Here is a 16,584-nt window from a genome sequence, read left to right on the forward strand (position 1 = left end):
CATGTACGACGGCATCGTCCAAGACCTGATCGACGAGTTCGGGCGCCTCCCCGGCATCGGCCCGAAGTCGGCGCAGCGCATCGCGTTCCACATCCTGCAGACCCCGTCCTTCGACGTGTCCCGGCTCGCGCAGCTGCTGTCCGAGCTGCGTGAGCGGGTGCGGTTCTGCGAGATCTGCGGCAACGTGTCGGAGCAGACGCAGTGCTCCATCTGCCGTGACCCCCGTCGCGACCGCACCTTCATCTGCGTCGTCGAGGACGCGAAGGACGTCTCGGCGATCGAGCGCACCCGCGAGTTCCGGGGGCTGTACCACGTGCTCGGCGGCTCGATCAGCCCCATGGCGGGTATCGGTCCCGACGACCTCCGCATCGCGCAGCTCATGCAGCGCCTCGCCGACGGCACCGTCACCGAGGTGATCCTCGCGACCAACCCGAACCTCGAGGGCGAGGCGACCGCGACCTACCTGAGCCGCCTGCTCCACACTCTCGAGATCCGGGTGACCCGGCTCGCGTCGGGACTCCCGGTCGGCGGAGACCTCGAGTACGCCGACGAGGTCACCCTCGGGCGCGCCTTCGAAGGCCGCCGCGCGGTCTAGTCAGTCGGTCGGGGCGAACAGCTCCGGCTCCTGGGCGAGCGTGCGCTCGATGGCCGCGAGGATGTCCTCGTCCTCGATGCGGTACTCGCCGTTCACACGCTCCTCGGCTTCGCCCCACGCCTCGTCGTCGCCGATCCCCGCCGTCTCGTCGTACTCCGAGGTTGCTCGGTCCACGGCCTCGGCGGTCGCTTCGAGTCCGAGGGTGCGATAGCCGTCGGCGATCGCGTTCAGGGGGAACTCGTCATCGGTCGAGTGCACCTCGATCGCGTACCAGAATCCGCCGTTCTGGACCATGCCGTGGAAGGTGAGGACCCGTCGGGCGGCGAGGTCGCCGGCCAGCGTCGCGGCGACGTCGAAATCGACGGCCCGGTTCCAGATCGCGTCACTCGCAGAGCTCATGCGGAGAGCCTAGGGGAGAGCTCAGGACCGTTCGCGCGCGCGGGCGCGGATGACGGTTCCGAGCGTCGCGCGCAGCGGCTGACCGACGTAGATGCCGAGCGACGCTCCGACGGCCAGGGCGATCCCGACGGTCGCCGCCGAGGCGAGGGTCGTGAAGCCCATGAGCAGCGTCACGGTGCTCTGCCCGGACTCGACGACGCCGAGGAGCCCGCGGAACACGGCCGCGCCGGGCACCATCGGCAGGATCGCCGCCGTCGTGATCGCCACCGACGGCACGTGCAGCTTGTAGGCGGCGAGGATGCCGATGAGGCTCCCCACGAACGCCCCCACGCCGCTGGCGGCCGCGGTTTCGAAGCCGAGGGCGGATGCCGCGGTGTAGCCCGCCCAGGCGACGACGCTCAGGGCCACGCTGACCGCGACGACCCGGAGCCCGGCGCCGTTGTAGATCGTGACCGAGACGGCGATGAGCGCGGCGCCCGCGAATTGCAGGGGGATCGGCCCGAACGGCAGCGGGTCGTTCGGGGCGTCCATCCCCGCCCCGACGACGCGCGCCGTCTCGAGTCCCGCGAGGATGCCCAGGACGACACCCAGGGTCTGGGTCGTGAGTTCGAGGATGCGGCCGGTCGCCGTGAGCGCGAAACCGTCGATCGCGTCCTGCGCGGCGCCCACGACGGTGAGCCCCGCGAGCATGAGCACGATGCCGGAGGCGACGATGACCGACGGTCGGATGTCCTGCGCCGCCATCCATCCCGTCGCCTCGAGGCGCGGGGCGACGGCGGCGATGAGGGTCAGGACGAAGGCGCCGGCGACCTGGCTGAAGAAGAACGGGACGTGCGCGCGGCCGAGGAGGAACTGCGTGATCGCCGCCCCCGCTGCCGCGATGAAGGAGAGCAGGATGACCAGCCAGTTCGCGCCGAACATGAGGGCGACGCCGACGGCGAGCAGCGCCTGCGCCCCGACGATGACCGGCGGGTGATAGGCGAAGGGGGTGCGGCGCACGATCCGGAACTCGGCGCGCGCGGACTCGAGCGGCATCCCGTTCCGGATCGCCGCGACGAGGGCCTGCAGCCGCTGCAAACGGGCGTGGTCGGGGGCCTGGCTCCGCACGACGCGCATGAGCGTGATCGGACGGTCGGCGCCGCTGCGGTGATGCGCGACGGTGATCGAGTTGTAGCTGACGTCGACGTGCACGGGGTCGAGGCTGTACACCCCGGCGACCCGGACGATCGTGAGCGTCACCTCGCTCGCGGGGGCGCCCGAGGCGAGCATGGACTCGCCGATGCGGATGGCCAGATCGAGCACCCCGACCGCGAACGCGTCGTCGATGACGGGCAGCATCTCGGTGTGCGGAGCCGAGCTCTCGGGAGTGCGGACGAGGGCCTGCAGCGACGTGAAGAGCTGGCGTCGTCCCATGGGATCCAGCCTAAATGAGCCCTCCCGGCGGTCCGCCCGCGTCACATGGCTGTCGCGGTACGGGCCGCTCCGTAGGATGGACGGCGGGCGTGAGTCTCCGCCCGCCGGCTGCGCCCGGCATCCACCCGGGAGTATCCGACCATGGCCCTGATCGTCCAGAAGTACGGCGGTTCGTCCGTCGCCGACGCCGAGAGCATCCGCCGCGTCGCGAAGCGCATCGTCGACGCCCGCCGCGCCGGTCACGACGTCGTCGTCGCCGTGAGCGCGATGGGCGACACGACCGACGAGCTTCTCGACCTCGCCTCGCAGGTCTCACCGCTGCCCGCTCCGCGCGAGCTCGACATGCTGCTCTCCAGCGGTGAGCGCATCTCGATGGCGCTGCTCGCGATGGCGATCAACTCCATGGGCTTCGAGGCACGCTCGTTCACGGGCAGCCAGGCCGGCATGATCACCGACAGCTCGCACGGCGCCGCCCGCATCGTCGACGTCACCCCCGTCCGGGTCCGTGAGGCGCTCGACGAGGGCGCGATCGTCATCGTCGCCGGCTTCCAGGGCTTCAGCCGCGACACCCGCGACATCACGACCCTCGGCCGCGGCGGGTCCGATACCACCGCCGTCGCGCTGGCCGCCGCCCTGAACGCCGACGTCTGCGAGATCTACAGCGACGTCGACGGCATCTTCACCGCCGACCCGCGCGTCGTGCCGAAGGCCCGCAAGCTCGCGACGGTCCAGTCCGAGGAGATGCTCGAGCTCGCTGCCAACGGCGCGAAGGTGCTCTACATCCGCGCCGTCGAGTTCGCCCGCCGTCACGGCGTCATGATCCACGCCCGCTCGACCTTCAGCTCGGGTGTCGGCACGTACGTTCTCGGTCCGGGGATGACCGCCCCCGACCACGAAGAGGGAGAAGAGATGGAAGAGCCCATCGTCACCGGTGTCGCCACCGACCTCAGCCAGGCCAAGATCACGGTCGTCGGCGTGCCCGACGTCCCCGGCAAGGCCGCCGAGATCTTCAAGATCGTCGCGAAGTCCGGCGCGAACGTCGACATGATCGTCCAGAACGTGTCGGCCGCCGCCACCGGGCGCACCGACATCTCGTTCACGCTGCCGAAGGCAGAGGCGTCGACGGCTCTGCGCGCCCTGTCGGTCGAGCAGGGCTCGGTCGGCTTCGACAAGCTCGTCCACGACGACCAGATCGGCAAGCTGTCGGTCGTCGGCGCCGGCATGCGCACCCACTCGGGCGTCTCGGCGACCCTGTTCGAGGCGCTGTCGACGACGGGTGTCAACATCGAGATGATCTCGACTTCCGAGATCCGCATCTCGGTCGTCGTCCGCGGTGACGACCTCGCCGAGGCGGCGCGTGTCGTGCACACCGCGTACGGTCTCGACGGCGACACCGAGGCCGTCGTCCACGCCGGCACCGGTCGCTGACGACGGCCCCGCCGGGTTCATCCCTGCGCGGCGAGCCAGTCGTCGAAGGTCGGCCCGGCGAGTGTCGCCCCCGCGGCCGGCAGGTTGAGCCCCGCGCGCATGCCGCGCATCTGCGCCCCCGGGATGGCGACGGGGATGACGGGGGGCCGCGAGCCGTCCCGTCGCACCCACGCCCGGATCATGCGCTCGAGGCGTTCCTCGCGGGGCCCCGCGAAGTCCGCCGCACGTCCCTGCGGTCCCGAGACGGCGAGGGCGACCAGTCGCGCCGCGACCTCGGCGGCGGCGACCGGCTGCACGCGGGCGCGCGGAGCGAGCTGCAGCGGCCCGAGCCGTGCCTGCGACGCCACCTGCCCGGCGAACTCGTGGAACTGGGTCGCCCGCAGGATCGTCCAGGGCACCGTGCCGCGTTCGAACAGCTCCTCCTGCACGACCTTGCCGGCGTAGTAGCCGTTCGGGTTGCGGTCGATCCCGACGATCGACAGCAGCACCGCGTGCGCCACACCAGCCGCCCGGGCCGCCGCGAGGAGCGTCCCGGAGGCGGCGTGGAAGAACTCCGTCGACGTCGCCGCGCGGGTGGTCCCGACGCTGGCCGCGTCGATGAGGGCGTCAACGCCCACCAGCGCGCGATCGGTCGCCGCGCGGTCGCGCAGATCGACCCCCGCCGCCCGCGAGAGGACGACGGGCTCGTGCCCCGCTGCGCGCACCCGCTCCACCACGAGTCGTCCGACGGTGCCCGTTCCGCCTGCCACTGCGATCTTCATCTCTCCCCTTTCGAAGGTGTGTCACTGTGGTGACGACGCAGCCTCCGCGAATGTGAGGCCGGGGACGGAGATCGCGATGACGGATGCCGCGACGCGACCGGATGCCGCGGCCGGCGAGGTCGACGCGCACCGCCGCATCCTCGTCGCCGCGGCCCATCGCATGCTCGGGACGCTCGCCGAGGCCGAGGACGCCGTGCAGGAGGCGTACGTCCGCTGGGTGCGCCTCAGCGACACTGAGCGGACGGAGATCGCGAACCCCGCGGGCTGGCTCATGCGGGTGACGGGTCGGATCTGTCTCGACGTGCTCGGCTCGGCGCGCGCGCGCCATGAGATCTACGTGGGGGAGTGGCTCCCCGAGCCGGTCCCCGCCGAGTCCGCCGGCGGCGACCCCGCCGATGCCGCCGCCGGGGCGGAGAGCGTCTCGACGGCGCTCCTGCTCGTCCTCGAGACCCTCACCCCGGCCGAGCGCGTGGCGTTCGTGCTGCACGAGGTGTTCGCGGTGCCGTTCGGGGAGATCGCCGAGGTGCTGGGGCGTTCACCCGCCGCGTGCCGACAGCTGGCGGCATCCGCTCGTCGTCACGTCGGCCGCCGCCCGGGGGCCACCGTCCCGCGCAGCCGGCGCGACGAGGTCGTGGCCGCGTTCGCCGCCGCGAGTGCGACGGGGCGGCTCGACGCCCTCGTCCGCGTGCTCGCGCCCGACGTCGTCCTCGTCTCGGACGGCGGCGGGGTCGTCTCCGCGGCCAGGCGGCCGGTGCGCGGTGCCGACCACGTCGCGCGGTTCCTGCTCGGGCTGGCTCAGAAGCAGCCCGCGGCGGTGTACGAGCCGGCGGTCACCGGCGACGGCCTCGGATTCGTGATACGCCTGGGCGGCGCCGTCGCCGCGGTCGTGACGTTCGCGACCGACGGCCAGCGGATCACGGACGTCTGGATGATGCGCCACCCTGGCAAGCTGCGCGCCTGGGTGTGACGCCCGGGCGACACATGCGGATCACGGCACCCGCGGCGCCGGTAGAATCGCCGGAACCCGCTCTCCTGCGCCCTGTCGCGACGCCTTGTCGCGCGGCGCCGCACCCCCGAGGAACCGCACCATGACCGTCTTCTCCGATTCGGGATTCTCCGTCGCCGTCGTCGGCGCCACCGGCCAGGTCGGGACGGTGATGCGCGACATCCTCGTCGAGCGCGCATTCCCGATCCGTGAGCTCCGCCTGTTCGCGACGGCCCGCTCGGCCGGCTCGACGATCGAGGTCGACGGCCGCGAGATCGTCGTCGAGGACGTCGCGACGGCCGACCCCGCCGGCATCCAGATCGCGCTGTTCTCGGCCGGCGCGACGGGCTCGCGCGCCCACGCGCCGCGGTTCGCCGAGGCGGGCGCCGTCGTCATCGACAACTCGAGCGCCTGGCGGATGGACCCCGAGGTCCCGCTCGTCGTCAGCGAGGTCAACCCGCACGCGATCGAGGATCTCCCCAAGGGCATCATCGCCAACCCGAACTGCACGACCATGGCCGCCATGCCCGTGCTCAAGCCCCTGCACGTCGAGGCGGGGCTCGTCCGCCTGACCGTCAGCACCTACCAGGCGGTGTCGGGCTCGGGTCTGGCGGGGGCCGAGGAGCTGCTCGGCCAGGTGGAGTCGGTGGTCGGCCAGGGCGGCGCGATCGGTCTTGTCCACGACGGCGCCGCCGTCGAGTTCCCGGCGCCGCAGAAGTACGTCGCCCCCATCGCGTTCAACGTCATCCCCTTCGCCGGCAACCTCGTCGACGACGGCGAGGACGAGACCGACGAGGAGAAGAAGCTCCGCAACGAGAGCCGCAAGATCCTCGCGCTTCCCGACCTCCGCGTCGCCGGGACCTGCGTCCGCGTCCCCGTCTTCACGGGCCACTCGCTGTCGATCCACGCCGAGTTCGCGCGCGACATCACGCCCGCCCGCGCGCGGGAGGTGCTCGCCGACGCCGCGGGGGTCGCCCTCGCCGACGTGCCGACCCCCCTCGCCGCCGCCGGCGCCGACCCGAGCCTCGTCGGCCGCATCCGTGCCGACCAGTCCGCGCCCGAGGGTAAGGGCCTCGTCCTGTTCATCAGCAACGACAACCTCCGCAAGGGGGCCGCTCTGAACGCGGTCCAGATCGCCGAGCTCGTCGCCGCGAACCTCGCCGCCCGCGTCTGAGGGCGGATGCCGGGTGCCCCCGTCCCCGCGCGGCGGCACCCGGCATCCGTGTTTCATCTGGGGAAAGAACCGTGATTCCTGCACAGCCGGGGGCGCCCCGACGGCGATCGCCGGTGGTCGGGCGACGTAGACTGGATGACCGTGACTGACAATCCCGGAGCAGACGATCACGCCGCAGAGAACGCCGCCGCGAGCAGCCCCGCCGCGGTGAGTCCGACGGAGGTGTACGACGCCCTGCTGATCGGCGGCGGCATCATGAGCGCCACGCTCGGCACCCTGCTGCAGCAGCTCGAACCGGACTGGAAGATCGGCGTCTTCGAGCGCCTCTCCGAGGTCGCGCAGGAGTCCTCCAACGCGTGGAACAACGCCGGCACGGGCCACGCCGCGCTCTGCGAACTGAACTACACCCCTGAAGGACCCGACGGCACGATCGACCCGGCGAAGGCGATCGGGATCAACGAGCAGTTCCAGCAGTCCCGACAGCTGTGGAGCGCCCTCGTCGAGCGCGGCGTGCTCGACGAGCCGTCGACGTTCATCAATGCGACGCCGCACATGACGTTCGTCCGCGGCGAGAAGGATGTCGCGTTCCTCAAGAAGCGCTACGAAGTGCTCAAGGAGCAGCCGCTGTTCGCCGGCATCGAGTACTCCGAGGACTCCCGCGTCATCAACCAGTGGGCCCCGCTGCTCATGCAGCAGCGCCGCAAGGGCGAGCCCTTCGCGGCCACGCGAGTCCCGGCGGGCACCGACGTCGACTTCGGTTCCCTCACCCGTCAGCTGTTCGAGCACCTCGCCGCGCAGGGCGTCGACGTCGAGACCAACCGCGAGGTGCGCGACCTGAAGCGTCAGAAGGACGGCACGTGGGAGGTCACCTACCGCCACACCGTCGGGCGCACTCCCGGCAAGGCGCGGGCGCGGTTCGTCTTCGTGGGCGCTGGCGGCTGGGCCATCAAGCTCCTGCAGCGATCCGGCATCCCCGAGATCTCGGGCTACGGGGTCTTCCCGATCGGCGGCCAGTGGCTGAAGACGTCCAAGCCCGAGCTCGTCGCGCAGCACAAGGCGAAGGTGTACTCGCAGGCGTCGGTGGGCGCCCCGCCCATGTCGGTGCCGCACCTCGACACGCGCGTCGTCGATGGTGAGGCGTCGCTGCTGTTCGGCCCGTTCGCGACGTTCAGCCCGAAGTTCCTCAAGAACGGGCGGATGACCGACATCATCGCCCAGGTGCGCCCCGGCAACATCCTGCCGATGCTCAAGGTCGCGATCGACAACCCCGGTCTCATCAAGTACCTCGTCAGCGAGCTCCTCAAGGGTCACGCGAAGAAGGTCGACTCGCTCCGCGACTTCATGCCCAGCGCCCGCGATGAGGACTGGGAGCTCCTGCAGGCCGGTCAGCGCGCGCAGGTCATGAAGAAGGACCCGAAGAAGGGCGGCGTGCTGCAGTTCGGCACCGAGGTCGTCAGCTCCGCGGACGGCTCCATCGCGGGACTGCTGGGTGCTTCGCCGGGCGCATCCACCGGCGCGTCGATCATGCTGGGTCTGCTGAAGACCTGCTTCGCCGACCGCCTGCCGGCGTGGGAGCCGACGCTCAAGGAGCTCATCCCCACGTACGGTCGGACGCTCAACGACGCACCGGAGACGGCGCACGAGGTCCTGCAGACGACGGCCGCAGCCCTCAAGATCAACGCCTGAGACGCATCCGTGGCGAAGCTCTACTTCCGCTACGGCGCGATGAACTCGGGCAAGTCCACGGCGCTGCTGCAGGCCGCGTTCAACTACGAGGAGCGCGGCCAGCACGTCCTGCTCGCGAAGCCCGAGATCGACACGAAGGGTGCCGATCAGATCTCCAGCCGTCTCGGTGTGGAGCGCAAGGTCGACTTCCTCATCGGCCCGGACGACGACGCCCGCGCCCTGTTCGCAGAGCACCGCCGTCGGGTGCAGATCGAGGCCGAGGCGGCACTCGTGCCCGACACCCGGACGGATGTCGCCTGCCTCCTGATCGACGAGGCACAGTTCCTCGCGCCGGATCAGATCGACGATCTGCTGCGGATCGCGGTGAACGACGGCATCCCGGTCCTCGCCTACGGCATCCGCACCGACTTCCAGACGCGGGCCTTCCCGGGCTCGGCGCGACTCATGGAGCTCGCCCACAGCCTCGAGGAGCTGAAGACCATCTGCCGCTGCGGCAGCAAGGCGCTGTTCAACGCGCGGCTGGTGGGCGGCCGGTTCGTCTTCGACGGCGACCAGGTCGCGATTGACGAACTGTCCGCCGACCGCGTCACGTACGAGTCGATGTGCGCCCGGTGCTACCTGAGCGAGTCGGGCGGCAGGCTGCGCTGAGGCGGCTCAGCGGGCAGGCAGGGTCGGGATCAGCTCGTCGAGGTAGGCGGCGGTGTCCTCCCAGCCCTCGACGGCGTGGCAGGTCACGCCCATCGCGAGGACGGGGTAGTCGTTGCCGTGCTCGTCGAGGCGGTCGCCCACGAACAGCATGTCGACGAGGAGGATGCCGGTCTGCTCGGCCAGCTTGCGCATGCCGTAGGCCTTGTCGATGCCCCGGTGAGTGATGTCGACCGAGGTGGACCCGCCGGAGCGGACCTCGAGGTCCGGGATGCGCGCGGCCACCGCGTCGCGCAGCGTGTTCTTCTTCTCCCCGGTCGGGTCCCACGCCGTCTTGGCGTCGAGGGGGGCGGACTGCCCGAGCGCCGAGAAGGTGATCTGCGATCCGCGGTCCTCGAGGATCGGTCCCCACGTCTGCTCGGCCCAGAGGCCCAGGCGCTTCGCCTCCTCCTCGACGGCCGCGAGCGCGCGCTGCTTCTCGTCGTCGGTGAGGGAGAGGGCGTAGACCGTCTCGATGCCGTCCGAGGTGAGGCGGTAGTACTGCGTGCCGCACGTGGGCATCAGGTGGATGTGCGCCAGCAGGTCGGCATCCGCTTCGGGCAGGCGCTCGACGACCTGCGAGCGGAACTGCTGCAGCTGGCCACCCGAGATGATCGCGACCTCGACGCGCTCCGCGAGGCGCAGCAGCTGCTCGCCGATCCGCGGATCGATGGCGCTCTTCGAGGGCGCGAGCGTGTCGTCGAGGTCGAAGGCCACGAGGCGGGGAGAGGTCATGGGACTCCGTTCGGTGGGAGGTGCGATGGCCCCTCCGAGGAGGGATGCGAAAGGCCCCGCCGGAATCCGGCGGAGCCTCTCTGCGGTCGGGGTGACAGGATTTGAACCTGCGGCCTCGTCGTCCCGAACGACGCGCGCTACCAAGCTGCGCCACACCCCGTGGCAACCCTCCAAGCTTACCCTGCCGACCGCCCGTCGGGCGAATCGTCGGCGCGTCGGGCGCGGAGGACGAGGACGGATGCCTCGGGGCGGCACGCGAAGCGCACGGGTGCGTAGATCGAGTGGCCGAGGCCGGCGCTGACGTTCAGCGGCACCGTGCGTCCGTCGTGCGTCCACGAGCTGAGCCCGCGCGCCTTCTCGAGCGGGATGTCGCAGTTCGACACGAGCGCCTTTTTCGAGAAGGGGATGCGGACCTGGCCGCCGTGCGTGTGCCCGCCGATGAGGAGGTCGGCACCGGCATCCGTGAACGCGTCCAGCACCCGTCGGTAGGGAGCGTGCGTCACGCCCAGGCGCGCCTGCGCACCGTCGCCGAGCGAGCGCACGGCGTCCTTCGCCGCGTCGAGGTCGTCGAAGTCGCGGTGCGCGTCGTCCACACCGAACCCGTCGATGCGGATGCCGCCGACCCGGACGCTCGCGGCGGTGTTGTCGATGAGCGTCTCACCGAGGCCGGTGAGGTAGTCGTCGAGCGCGTCGGTGTCGAGCGACGGGGTGAAGGACTCGTGGCTCTGCGGGCCCGACGGGCCGAACAGGTACTTGATCGGGTTCCGCGCGCTGGGGGCGACCTTGTCGTTGGATCCGTGCACGAAGAAGCCGGGTACGCCCCGCAGGGGAGCGAAGGCCGCGCGGATGCCGCGCAGCCCCTCCACGTGCCCGAGGTTGTCACCCGTGTTGACGACGAGGTCCGGTTGGACGCGATCGGCGACGTCGGCGATCCAGCGCTGCTTGCGGTGCTGCCAGGGCGCCATGTGGGCGTCGGACAGGTGGAGGACGGTGACCGAGGGGCTCCCCGGCGGCAGCACGGCCAGCTCATGACGCCGGAGCGTGAAGAGGTACCGCTCGATCCCGACGCCCCAGACGCCGGCGGCGACGCCGACCGCCCCCACCGCGCCGAGCGCGGTGAGGGCGGTGTGACCGGCGGGCCTCACGGACCGTTGCCGTTGCCGTTGCCGTTGCCGGGACCGTTGCCGTTGCCGGGACCGCTGCCGTCGCCCCCGTTGCCGCCGCCGTCACCGTTTCCGTCGCAGTCGGAGGACTGGTACTCGATGGTGATCGCGGCGTCGCGGCTCACGGTCTCGCCGGCGGCGGGATCCGTGCCGGTGACGACACCCTCTGCCGGCGCCCCGTCGTCGTCCTCGCACTTCTGCGCGACGTTTCGGAACCCTGCGTCGGACAGCGCCCGCGCCGCCTGCTCCGGGGTGCCGCTCACACCCGGGACGACGACGCCTTCGCCGTCACTCGGGTTGATGGTGACCGTGGTGCCCGAGACGACGCGGCCCGCGCCGGGCGTCTGCGACACGATCGTGCCCTCGGCCTCCGGCGAGGAGACGGGCCGGCCGACGACGACGCTGAAGCCGGCGTCCTCGATCCGTTCGGTCGCGGCATCGACGTCGAGGCCGATGACGCTCGGAAGTCGCGCATAGCTGCGCTTGGTGAGCTCCTTCGACGGCTCGGGGAACTTCGAGCCACCGAACTCCGCGTTCGCGGCTCGCTGCATGGCGGGCCAGATCGAGTTGCGGATGCGGGAGAGTCGGTAGCCGCTCTCGTAGTGGTTCTCGAGGCGCTCGTTGCCCTTGACGTTGCCGACCCAGACCGCAGTGGTGACCTCGGTGCTCGAGCCGATCATCCAGGTATGGAGGAACTGGTGGATGCCGGTCTTGCCGAAGATCGGGACGCCGTCGAACGTGCGGGCACCGCTACCGGTTCCGCTCCCGGTCATGACGCTTTGCAGGACGTAGGCGGCGGTCGCCGCGACGTCCTCGCTGAGCTTGCGCTCGCACTTCGTGTCGGGGATCGGCTGCTCCTCGCCGTCCGCGTTGACGACGCGGTCGATGGCCTTCGCGGCGCAGAGCGTGCCGTTCGAGGCGATCGCGGCGTACGCGTTCGCCATGTCGATGGGCGCGACATCCTGCGAGCCGAGGACGTCGTAGGGGTTGTTGTTCTGGTCGAGCGGCTGGCCGTTGCCGAGCGTCACGCCCAGGTCGCCGGCCACCTTGTTCGTCGTGCAGACCGGGATCTTCTCGGCCATGGTCAGGAAGCCCGAGTTCAGCGAGTCCTTCGTGAAGCGGGCGACGGTGCCGGTGTAGCCGCGGTTGCTCTCGAAGTTGCCGATGCGGGGCTGGCCGTCGGGTCCGGTGCCCTCACCGGTGTAGACGGTCTGCGTCGCGCCGTCGCACGTCTGCACTGTCTTGGTGCCGACGCGTCCATTGAGCATCTCGTTGACCGAGTGACCCTGCTGCATCCAGTTGATGAGGCTGAACACCTTGTAGGTCGATCCGGCCGAGTGACCGCCGCCGCCGTTCTTCACAGGGACGTTGTAGTTGACCTGGGTGGTCGTCTTGTCGTCGGCCTGATCCGCCCACGGGCGGTTCTGCACCATCGAGAGCACACGACCCGTGCCCACCTCGACCTGGACGCCGGAGGCACCGAGGTTCATGTAATCGACGCTCGCCGGGACGACGGAGATCGCCTTGTTCGCGGCCGCCTGCAGCGTGACGTCGAGCGTGGTGTAGACGCTGAGGCCGCCGCGGCGCAGCGCCGCGATGCGGTCGTTCGGCTCCGCGCCGAACGCGGGATCGCTGCGGATGATCGACGTCACGTAGGCGCAGAAGAACTGCGCACCCTTGGCCACCGAGCACCCCTGCGGGCGCGAGGTGATCTTCGGCTCGATGGGGGCGGCCACGGCTTCGTCGTGCTCCGCCTGCGTGATCTTCTTGTCCTCGAGCAGACGGTTCAGGACGTACACCTGACGCGCCTTGCTGAGCTTGTAGCCGTCACCGGCGCCGTTGAGAGGCGCGCCGTCGCGGGTCGTCGTCGAGCCGTCGGGCCGGTCGATGCGCAGCGTGTTGGGTTCCTGCACCATGCCGGCGATGACCGCGGCCTGCCCGATCGTCAGCTTCTCGGGCGTGGTGTCGAAGTAGTGGCGGGCGGCCGCGCCGATGCCGTAGACCGTGCCGCCGAAGTGCGCGATGTTGAGGTACCCGAGGAGGATTTCGTCTTTCGAGTACTCCTTCTCGAGCTGGATGGCGTAGCGCATCTCCTGGATCTTGCGCTGGTAGCCCTCGGTGCCCCGGTTCGCGGTCGACTCCTTGAAGCAGGCCTGAACCTGCTCCGTGCTGACGGCCTTGGCCTCGCAGGTCTGCTGCAGGACGTTCTTGACGTACTGCTGGGTGATCGAGGAGCCACCGCGGTTCGAGCCGGAGCTCGCGTTGCGGGCCAGCGCGCTCAGCGTGCCGAGCAGGTCGATGCCGCCGTGCGTGTAGAAGTTCTTGTCCTCACTCGAGAGGATCGCGTCGTACATCACCGGGTTCACCTGGTCGAAGGTGACCGGGATCCGGTTCTGGTCGTAGAACTCGGTGAGCTTGACGTTCTTACCGTCGTCGTTCTTCGCGTAGATCGTCGTCGGCAGCATGAGCTTCTCGATCTTGAGATAGCTCGGCATGTCCTGGAACATCTTGATCGCGCTCGTCGCGGCGTAGCCGGAGACGGCGATCGCGGGAGTGATGGTCGCCGTGACGAGAAGAGCCGCCACGGTGCTCAGACCGACGAGGCCCAACAGGCCTCCGAGCACACCGGTGGCCGTGCGTTTCGAGTGGGGCATAGGCTGATCGTAAGGGAGATAGCTGGGTGACGCCTCGGTGACGCTCCCGTCGTCGCGCCCTTCGGGCCGCCCCGCCTCGACCTCCGGGAGCATCGTATGACCACGTGGGAGTACATGACCACGCCTCTGCTCATCCACAACACCGCTGCGATCCTCAACAACTGGGGCAAGCAGGGGTGGGAGCTCGTGCAGGTGGTGACCGGCCCCGAAGGTGGCCTCGTCGGCTACTTCAAGCGACCCTCGGGTGGCGACGGTTCCGCCAACGCGGGACTGGATGCCGCGGCCCAGGCCGCCCGTCAGTTCGGCCAGGGCTGATGTCGGTCTCCGCGCGACTCGCCGAGCTGGGCATCGAGCTCGGCTCCGTCGTCCCGCCGCTGGCGGCGTACATCCCGGCCAAGGTGCACGGCGACCTCGTCTACACGGCGGGGCAGCTCCCCATGGTCGACGGCGCGCTCCCGGCCACCGGGAAGGTGGGCGACGGTGAGGGCCTCGTCTCCGCGGACGACGCCGCCGCGCTCGCGCGCCAGTGCGCGCTCAACGCCATCGCCGCCGCCGCGGCCGCCGTGGGCGGTGTCGACCGGCTGACCGGCGTCCTGAAGGTGACCGGATTCGTGGCATCCGTCCCCGAGTTCACCGGTCAGCCCGTCGTGATCAACGGCGCGAGCAGCGTGCTGGGCGAGATCTTCGGCGATGCCGGCCGTCACGCGCGCTCCGCCGTCGGTGTGCCCGTGCTGCCGCTCGACAGCCCGGTCGAAGTCGAGGTCGTGTTCTCGCACGCCTGATCGACCGGGCTGCCGGCCGCGCTACTTCTTCGTGACCTGCCCCTTGATCGTCGACATGACCATCGTGTCGGCGAGGGTCGTGGTGTCGCCGACCTCGCGCCCTTCCGCCACGTCGCGCAGCAGGCGGCGCATGATCTTGCCGCTGCGGGTCTTGGGGAGCTCCGTCACGATGTAGACATCGCGCGGGCGTGCGATCGGGCCGATCTGCTCGCCGACCCAGGCGCGGAGCGTGTCGACCAGACCGTCGAGCGAGTTCGCTTTCATGTACGACTCCTTGATGACGCAGAACGCCACCACCGCCTGGCCGGTCGTCTCGTCGGACGCGCCGACCACCGCAGCCTCGGCGACCGCCTCGTTGCCGACGAGGGCCGATTCGATCTCGGTCGTCGACAACCGGTGTCCCGAGACGTTCATGACGTCGTCGACCCGGCCGAGGAACCAGACGTCCCCGTCCTCGTCGAGGCGAGCCCCGTCGCCGGCGAAGTAGTAGCCGAGGTCGGCGAACTTGTCCCAGTAGGTCTCCTTGAACCGCTCGGGGTCGCCCCAGATGCCGCGCAGCATGCTCGGCCACGGCTCGGTGAGGACGAGCAGGCCGCCGTTGCCGTTGCCGACGACCTCGCCCTTCTCGTCGACGACGTCGACGCTGATGCCGGGGAGGGGTACCTGGGCGCTGCCCGGCTTGGTCTCGGTCACCCCCGGCAGGGCCGACACCATGATCGCGCCGGTCTCGGTTTGCCACCAGGTGTCGACGATCGGCGCCGTGTCGCCGCCGATGACGTGGCGGTACCACATCCACGCCTCGGGGTTGATGGGCTCGCCCACGCTGCCGAGGAGTCGTAGCGAGGACAGGTCGTGCTGCTCGGGGATGCTGCGGCCGAGCTTCATGAACGACCGGATCGCCGTCGGGGCCGTGTAGAGGATCGTCACGCCGTACTTCGCGACGATCTCCCACCAGCGTCCCGGATGCGGGGTGTCGGGCGTGCCCTCGTAGATCACCTGCGTCGCGCCGTTGGCGAGCGGACCGTAGGTGACGTAGGTGTGCCCCGTGATCCAGCCGATGTCGGCCGTGCACCAGTAGACGTCGGTCTCGGCGTGCAGGTCGTGCACGACCTTGTTCGTGAAGGCGGCCTGCGTGAGGTAGCCGCCGCTCGTGTGCAGGATGCCCTTCGGCTTCCCGGTGGTCCCCGACGTGTAGAGGATGAAGAGCGGGTTCTCGGACGGGAACGGCTGCGCGACGTGGTCGGCGGATGCCGCGGGCACGAGGTCGTGCCACCAGAGGTCGCGCCCGTCCTGCCAGCTGACCTCGGTGTCGGTGCGCTTGACGACGAGGACGTGCTCGACCGTCTCCTGCGGGCCGTGCCCGCGGTCGGCGAGGGCCTGGTCGACGGCGGGCTTGAGGGGCGAGGCCTTGCCCTTGCGGTAGCCGCCGTCGCTCGTGATGACGAGCTTGGCGCCGGCGTCGTCGATGCGCGAGCGCAGGCTGTCGGCCGAGAAGCCGCCGAAGACGACGGAGTGGATCGCGCCGATGCGCGCGACGGCCAGCATCGAGGCGACGGCCTCGGGGATCATCGGCAGGTAGATGGCGACGCGGTCGCCGGCCTCGACCCCGAGGTCGGTCAGGACGTTCGCGAGGCGCTTGACTTCGTCGGTGAGCTCCGCGTAGGTGACCCGGCGCTCGTCGCCGGGCTCGCCCTCCCAGAGCAGGGCGACGCGGTCGCCGAGGCCCGCCTCGACATGTCGGTCGAGGCAGTTGTAGGCGACGTTCAGTTCGCCGTCCTCGAACCAGGTGGCGAACGGCGGGTTCGACCAGTCCAGGGTCTTCGTGAACGGGGTGTGCCAGTGGAGGGCGCGCGCCTGCTCGGCCCAGAAGGCCTCGCGATCCGCCGCGGCGGCCTCGTACAGGTCGGCGTGAGCGTTGGCCTGGGCCGCGAACTCCGCGGACGGCGCGAAGCGGCGGGTCTCGGTGAGGAGGTGATCGATCTGGCTGCTCATGCGGCGCTCCTTTGCGTCGGGCCGTCGTGGCCTCGTCCTGCGATGCGGTCACTCTAGGATCGCTCGTCGTCGTCTACTACCGCCGATAGTGGGTGCGTGGCAACCATCGACTGTCTGTGAACGTGCACCCGTC

At 70.4% G+C, this 16,584-nt stretch carries 15 protein-coding genes and 1 tRNA gene; 8 read left to right on the forward strand and 8 right to left on the reverse strand.

Features of this window, described 5'->3' with window-relative positions; translation table 11 throughout:
• The first annotated feature begins 1 nt into the window (after position 1).
• On the forward strand, positions 2-595 hold the full coding sequence (gene recR / locus AYL44_RS09430) for a recombination mediator RecR (RefSeq protein ID WP_064003041.1): 594 nt from the start codon (positions 2-4) through the stop codon (positions 593-595).
• Here the strand turns inward: recR and AYL44_RS09435 are convergent, their stop codons facing one another.
• Both AYL44_RS09435 and AYL44_RS09440 read right to left on the reverse strand, forming a co-directional pair.
• Positions 596-994: a DMP19 family protein gene (locus tag AYL44_RS09435; RefSeq protein ID WP_064003042.1), complete on the reverse strand. Its 399-nt coding sequence runs from the start codon at positions 992-994 to the stop codon at positions 596-598.
• 21 nt (positions 995-1,015) lie between these two features.
• Entirely contained in the window at positions 1,016-2,407 is a 1,392-nt protein-coding gene (locus AYL44_RS09440; RefSeq protein WP_064003043.1) for a threonine/serine ThrE exporter family protein, read from the reverse strand.
• A gap of 141 nt (positions 2,408-2,548) precedes the next feature.
• Here AYL44_RS09440 and AYL44_RS09445 point away from each other — a divergent pair, with 141 nt between their 5' ends.
• The gene (locus AYL44_RS09445) at positions 2,549-3,835 is read left to right on the forward strand and encodes an aspartate kinase (RefSeq protein ID WP_064003044.1); all 1,287 of its coding nucleotides are present in this window, start codon (positions 2,549-2,551) and stop codon (positions 3,833-3,835) included.
• A gap of 17 nt (positions 3,836-3,852) precedes the next feature.
• Here AYL44_RS09445 and AYL44_RS09450 read toward each other — a convergent pair whose 3' ends face one another.
• Positions 3,853-4,596, reverse strand: a complete 744-nt coding sequence (locus AYL44_RS09450; RefSeq protein WP_064003045.1) for an SDR family oxidoreductase — start codon at positions 4,594-4,596, stop codon at positions 3,853-3,855.
• 52 nt (positions 4,597-4,648) lie between these two features.
• Between AYL44_RS09450 and sigJ the strand changes: the two genes are divergently transcribed.
• The 4 genes from sigJ (at position 4,649) to AYL44_RS09470 (ending at position 9,089) form a co-directional block, all read left to right on the forward strand.
• The gene (gene sigJ / locus AYL44_RS09455) at positions 4,649-5,563 is read left to right on the forward strand and encodes an RNA polymerase sigma factor SigJ (RefSeq protein WP_231872768.1); all 915 of its coding nucleotides are present in this window, start codon (positions 4,649-4,651) and stop codon (positions 5,561-5,563) included.
• A gap of 121 nt (positions 5,564-5,684) precedes the next feature.
• A complete protein-coding gene (locus AYL44_RS09460; protein WP_064003047.1) occupies positions 5,685-6,755 on the forward strand; it encodes an aspartate-semialdehyde dehydrogenase in 1,071 nt (356 codons plus the stop codon).
• A gap of 135 nt (positions 6,756-6,890) precedes the next feature.
• A complete protein-coding gene (locus AYL44_RS09465; protein WP_064003048.1) occupies positions 6,891-8,441 on the forward strand; it encodes a malate:quinone oxidoreductase in 1,551 nt (516 codons plus the stop codon).
• A 9-nt stretch (positions 8,442-8,450) separates the two neighbouring features.
• A complete protein-coding gene (locus AYL44_RS09470; protein WP_064003049.1) occupies positions 8,451-9,089 on the forward strand; it encodes a thymidine kinase in 639 nt (212 codons plus the stop codon).
• A gap of 6 nt (positions 9,090-9,095) precedes the next feature.
• Here the strand turns inward: AYL44_RS09470 and AYL44_RS09475 are convergent, their stop codons facing one another.
• The 4 genes from AYL44_RS09475 to AYL44_RS09490 form a co-directional block, all read right to left on the reverse strand.
• A complete protein-coding gene (locus tag AYL44_RS09475) occupies positions 9,096-9,860 on the reverse strand; it encodes an HAD-IIB family hydrolase (protein WP_064003050.1) in 765 nt (254 codons plus the stop codon).
• Positions 9,861-9,946: 86 nt separating this feature from the next.
• A tRNA-Pro gene (locus tag AYL44_RS09480) sits at positions 9,947-10,020 on the reverse strand.
• A gap of 16 nt (positions 10,021-10,036) precedes the next feature.
• A complete protein-coding gene (locus AYL44_RS09485; RefSeq protein ID WP_064003051.1) occupies positions 10,037-11,005 on the reverse strand; it encodes a metallophosphoesterase in 969 nt (322 codons plus the stop codon).
• On the reverse strand, positions 11,002-13,677 hold the full coding sequence (locus tag AYL44_RS09490) for a transglycosylase domain-containing protein (RefSeq protein WP_064003052.1): 2,676 nt from the start codon (positions 13,675-13,677) through the stop codon (positions 11,002-11,004). Before AYL44_RS09490 ends, AYL44_RS09485 begins: the two co-directional genes overlap by 4 nt.
• Before the next feature lie 96 nt (positions 13,678-13,773).
• Between AYL44_RS09490 and AYL44_RS09495 the strand changes: the two genes are divergently transcribed.
• The gene (locus AYL44_RS09495) at positions 13,774-13,992 is read left to right on the forward strand and encodes a DUF4177 domain-containing protein (protein WP_064003053.1); all 219 of its coding nucleotides are present in this window, start codon (positions 13,774-13,776) and stop codon (positions 13,990-13,992) included.
• The gene (locus tag AYL44_RS09500; RefSeq protein WP_064003054.1) at positions 13,992-14,459 is read left to right on the forward strand and encodes a RidA family protein; all 468 of its coding nucleotides are present in this window, start codon (positions 13,992-13,994) and stop codon (positions 14,457-14,459) included. Before AYL44_RS09495 ends, AYL44_RS09500 begins: the two co-directional genes overlap by 1 nt.
• 21 nt (positions 14,460-14,480) lie before the next feature.
• Here AYL44_RS09500 and acs read toward each other — a convergent pair whose 3' ends face one another.
• Entirely contained in the window at positions 14,481-16,451 is a 1,971-nt protein-coding gene (acs, locus tag AYL44_RS09505) for an acetate--CoA ligase (protein WP_064003055.1), read from the reverse strand.
• Between the last annotated feature and the right edge of the window lie 133 nt (positions 16,452-16,584).

The organism is Microbacterium oleivorans (assembly GCF_001644225.1).
GTDB classification, from domain to species: Bacteria; Actinomycetota; Actinomycetes; order Actinomycetales; family Microbacteriaceae; genus Microbacterium; species Microbacterium gawkjiense.